The sequence below is a fragment of the Martelella sp. FLE1502 genome, from assembly GCF_053484255.1.
The window spans coordinates 1-3120 of the sequence record NZ_JBAKFQ010000052.1 but is presented as its reverse complement, the minus strand read 5'-3'; the positions used below and the strand labels follow the sequence as shown (position 1 = coordinate 3120).

Sequence of the window (3120 nt, the reverse complement as noted above, 5' to 3'; positions counted from 1 at the left end):
AATCGCACCAAAACGGAATCCCATACGATTCATTCATCACGCCTGATGCTCTAGTTGCACTCATTCCCCTGACTGTGCAAGAAACGCGCTAGCCCTTTTATCAACACGTCACCGCGATGACGTGTCCTCTTCATGCGAGCCTGCCATGCGCGCGAATTACCGCCTGCAACGCCTGTTTGTCGAAGCCGATCTCGGGCCTGATGCCGAGATCGAAGCCGACAAGAATCAGTTTCACTATCTCGCCCACGTCCTGCGCGCCACGGAGGGGACCGAGCTGTTGGCCTTCAACGGCAGGGATGGCGAGTGGCTGATGCGGCTTACCTTCCCGACGCGCAAGAAGATCACGCTTGCGGCCGTCGAGCAGACCCGCCCGCAGCCCGCAGCCTCCGATCTCCATTACCTGTTCGCGCCGCTCAAGACCGGGCGGATGGACTATATGGTGCAGAAGGCGGTGGAGATGGGCGCCGGCATCATCCAGCCGGTGATGACCCGCCATGTCCAGGGCAAGCCCGCCAAATCTGAGCGCCTCGCCGCCAACATCATTGAGGCGGCCGAGCAATGCGGCGTGCTGAGCGTGCCGGACCTGCGCGAGCCCGCCAGGCTTGAAGAGATTCTCGAAAACTGGGAGCCCGGCCGGCAACTGATCTTCTGCGACGAGGGGGCGGAAACCCAGAACCCGCTTGCAGCGCTTGAAACGGTGGAGGCCGCGCGGCTGGCGCTGATCGTCGGGCCGGAAGGCGGGTTTTCGGACGAGGAGCGATCACTTTTGCGTGGTCTGTCCTTCGTCACGGCGATTCCGCTTGGGCCGCGAATCCTGCGCGCGGATACCGCGGCTGTCGCCGCCCTTGCCGTTATCCAGGCGACGATCGGCGACTGGCGCTGACGCCGGGCTGGTCGCGGACCCGATAGGGTTTTCGCGCGTTTCATCATCAATCAAAGAAATTGACTTGATTGGCCCGGCGATCCGGTTCAAGAGCGGATTGCGCGGGCTCAGGCCCTGACGACGAGGGCGGTTGCTCCATTCACTGAAATGCGAAACCGTTCTATCTGTTTGTGTTGAGAACGAGGAAGCTTGCATGGCCCGTGACACATCCGACGGGACGCCGATTACCGGCAAGGCGGAACTGGTCGCCTATCTGGAAGCCGGGTGCAAGCCTGAGTCCGAATTCCGGATCGGCACGGAGCACGAGAAATTTCCGTTCTTCAAGGGCAGCAATGCACCTGTTCCCTATGAGGGCGAGCGCTCGATCTCGGCGATCCTGAAGGGCATGAAGGACAAGCTCGGCTGGGACGCCATCATGGATGGCGACAACATTATCGGCCTTGCCGAGCCCAACGGCATGGGCGCGATCTCGCTGGAGCCGGGCGGTCAGTTCGAGCTTTCCGGTGCGGCCCTCAAGACCCTGCATGAGACCTGTCGCGAATCGAACCGGCATCTGGCCGTGCTGCGCGGCGTCGCCGAACCGATGGGCATCGGCTTTCTCGGCATTGGCGGCAGCCCGAAATGGACGCGCGCGGAAACCCCGCGCATGCCGAAATCGCGCTACGAGATCATGACCCGCTACATGCCCAAGGTCGGCAGTCAGGGTCTCGATATGATGTACCGCACCTGCACCATCCAGGTGAATGTCGACTTCTCCTCCGAGGCCGACATGCGCCGCAAGATGGCGCTGTCGCAGAAGCTGCAGCCGCTTTCGACCGCGCTGTTCGCCTCGTCGCCTTTTACAGAGGGCAAGCCGAACGGCCTCCTGTCATGGCGCGGCGATATCTGGCGCGACACCGACAACAATCGCGCCGGCCTGCTCGATTTCGCCTTCCGCGACGATTTCACCTTCGAGCGCTATGTCGACTGGGCGCTTGATGTGCCGATGTATTTCATCATCCGCGACGGGCGCTACCGTGACTGCACGCACATCACCTTCCGCCAGTTCATGGATGGCGCGCTGAAGGGCGAGATCGATGAATGGCAGCCGACGATGGGCGACTGGACCAACCATATCTCGACGCTGTTTCCGGATGTGCGGTTGAAGCGCTTCCTGGAAATGCGCGGCGCTGACGGCGGCACATGGCGGCGCATCTGCGCGCTGCCATCCTTCTGGGTCGGCCTGCTCTATGATCACGGCGCGATGGATGCCGCCGAGCAGTTGACGGCCGAGTGGAAGGTGGAGGACATCCACCGTCTGCGCGATGACGTGCCGCGCCTGGCGCTGAAGGCGGAAATCGGCGGGCGTCCGCTGGTGGATGTTGCCCGCGAGGTTGTCGGCATCGCCCGCGCCGGTCTGAAGTCGCGCGGCAATCTCAATGGCGATGGTCAGGACGAAAGCGTCTTCCTCAACCCGCTCGACGAGATCATCGCCAAGAAAACGACCTTCGCCGAAGACCTGCTCTCGCTCTACCACGGACGCTGGAAAGGCTCCGTCGATCCGCTGTTCGAGGAATTCCAGTACTGATTTTTCGGGCATGGACGGCTTCCGCGCACCCCGGTATTCTGTGGTCGCGATCTGGAGGTTCGAATGGGCGTTACCGGTATTGGCGGTTTTTTCTTTCGCGCGCATGACCCGGAGAGGCTCCGCGCTTGGTACGCCGAACATCTGGGCGTAGGCGCCGGAAGCGGCGGCCCCTGGCAAACCGCTGCCGGTCCTCTCGTGTTCGCGCCGTTTCCGGCGACCAGCGACTACTTTCCCGAAGACCGGGATTTCATGCTCAACTTCCGGGTGGATGATCTGGATGCGCTTTTGGCGCGCCTTGCCACCGCCGGCATCGAGGTCGTCACAAATCCCGATTGGGACATGCCGGGCGTCGGCCGCTTCGCGCGGATCCATGATCCGGAAGGCAATCCGATCGAACTCTGGCAACCTGATTGAGGCACAAGCGCACAAAAAAGCCCGGAAACACAAGTGCTTCCGGGCAAAATGCAGAGTGAAGGCTGAACCACCCTGCGGGGAAAATGACGTCTTTTCAGGCCGTGGTTGGGACATACGGCCTTCAAATAACGCCAATCCGGAGTGCCGCCGTCAGGGGCGGCAGGCCCCGCCGTCAACGCAGCGGAGCGTGATCTTGTGGCCCTAGAGCATCAGGCGTGATGAATGAATCGTATGGGATTCCGTTTTGGTGCGATTT

General features: G+C 61.8%; 3 protein-coding genes. All 3 read left to right on the top strand.

The window, feature by feature from the left end; genetic code table 11:
* Positions 1 to 145: 145 nt before the first annotated feature.
* The 3 genes from V6767_RS22595 (at position 146) to V6767_RS22585 (ending at position 2864) form a co-directional block, all read left to right on the top strand.
* The gene (locus V6767_RS22595; RefSeq protein ID WP_448475489.1) at positions 146 to 883 is read left to right on the top strand and encodes a 16S rRNA (uracil(1498)-N(3))-methyltransferase; all 738 of its coding nucleotides are present in this window, start codon (positions 146 to 148) and stop codon (positions 881 to 883) included.
* 193 nt (positions 884 to 1076) lie between these two features.
* Positions 1077 to 2450 (top strand): glutamate--cysteine ligase, encoded by a 1374-nt coding sequence (locus V6767_RS22590; RefSeq protein WP_448475488.1) that lies wholly within the window; start codon positions 1077 to 1079, stop codon positions 2448 to 2450.
* 63 nt (positions 2451 to 2513) lie between these two features.
* A complete protein-coding gene (locus V6767_RS22585; protein WP_448475487.1) occupies positions 2514 to 2864 on the top strand; it encodes a VOC family protein in 351 nt (116 codons plus the stop codon).
* The last annotated feature ends 256 nt before the right edge of the window (positions 2865 to 3120 follow it).

Coding starts and splice junctions, on each gene's coding strand:
- V6767_RS22585 (WP_448475487.1), top strand. CDS start 2,514: ATGGGCGTTACCGGTATTGGCGGTTTTTTCTTTCGCGCGCATGACCCG.
- V6767_RS22590 (WP_448475488.1), top strand. CDS start 1,077: ATGGCCCGTGACACATCCGACGGGACGCCGATTACCGGCAAGGCGGAA.
- V6767_RS22595 (WP_448475489.1), top strand. CDS start 146: ATGCGCGCGAATTACCGCCTGCAACGCCTGTTTGTCGAAGCCGATCTC.